Below are 1,329 nucleotides of genomic sequence, written 5' to 3'. Positions count from 1 at the left end.
CTTGAAGCCGAGGCCAGGTCCTTGTCGTGCGGGAGCGTGACGAGGGCCTGCGTCGCTTTCGGACCGGGCCCCAGCTTCAGGAGGAGGCACGAAAGGCCCAGCCGTCCCGCTCATACCTCGATCTGCGAGCCCATGATGACCGTGCGGTCGCGGGGGAGTCCGAAGTGCTCGGCGGCGTCCGCGGTGATGTAGGACGTGGCGATGAACAGCCTCTTGCGCCAGGGAGTCATCGTCCGCGCTTTCCCGCGGCGGAGTGCGATCGTCGACAGGAAGTAGGACGCCTGGTCCAACTGCAGGGGCCCCTCGGTCCTGGCGGGGTCGAGCATGGCCATCGTGCCGGGCACGTCCGGGGTCTCCATGTAGCCGAACCGGGCGGTGACGTGGAAGATGCCGTCGTCGGAGTACCCGAGGTCGTCGATGAGGACGCGCTCGTCGGCCGGGACCCGCGGTACGGGTTCGATCTCGATGGACAGGATCACAATCTGGTCGTGCCTGACATGGTTGTGCTCGACGTTAGCCCGCATGGCCAGTGGCGTCGTCTCTTTGTCCCGGTTCAGGAAGACGGCCGTGCCGGGGACGTGAAGCGCCGGCGTCCGGTCGTTGCGGAGGTCGTCGACGAACGCACGCAGGGAGCCTTCGCGCCGTGCTCGCTCGGCGGTGACGATGTGCCGGCCGCGCTGCCAGGTGGTCATGATGGCGAACGCGGCGAGGCCGATCAGCAGCGGCAGCCAGGCACCGTGGACGAACTTGGTCAGGTTGGCCGCCACGAAGAGCAGATCAACGGTCAGCAGCACGGTCGCTCCTGCGGCGACCAACCACACCGGCGTCCCCCATTTCGCGCGGGCGACGTAGAAGAACAGCAGTGTGGTGATGGTGATGGTGGCGGTGACGGCCATACCGAACGCGAAGGCCAGGGAAGCGGAGCTGCGGAAGGCGAAGATCAGAGTGAGGACGGAGACCATCAGCAGCCAGTTGATCCAGGGAACGTAGATCTGGCCGATGGTGGACTCGGAGGTGTGCGCGATGCGCAGTCTTGGCAAGTAGCCGAGTTGGGCGGCTTGGGAGGCGACCGAGTACGCGCCGGTGATCACCGCCTGGGAAGCGATCACCGTGGCGGCCGTGGCCAGCAGGACCATCGGTAGCCGCCCCCAGCCGGGAACGAGCAGGAAGAAGGGGCTGCTGACGTTGTGGGGGTCGTTGAGGATCAGCGCGCCCTGCCCGAAGTAGCTCAGCACGCAGGCGGGGAAGACGAGGAAGACCCAGGCACGGGTGATCGACCGGCGGCCAAAGTGTCCCATGTCGGCGTAGAGCGCCTCAGCGCCGGTGACG

The 1,329-nt window shown here is 67.0% G+C and carries 1 protein-coding gene; it reads right to left on the bottom strand.

The window, feature by feature from the left end; all coding sequences use genetic code 11:
- Window positions 1–110: 110 nt before the first annotated feature.
- A partial coding sequence (locus IH54_RS0138590; RefSeq protein ID WP_031526224.1) for a KUP/HAK/KT family potassium transporter occupies window positions 111–1,329 on the bottom strand: 1,219 nt, incomplete at its 5' end.

The sequence above is a fragment of the Streptomyces sp. NRRL F-5123 genome (assembly GCF_000721495.1).
Classification (GTDB): Bacteria; Actinomycetota; Actinomycetes; order Streptomycetales; family Streptomycetaceae; genus Actinacidiphila.
Note: the sequence above shows the minus strand (reverse complement) of the source record. Positions and strands in the feature narration are given on the sequence as shown.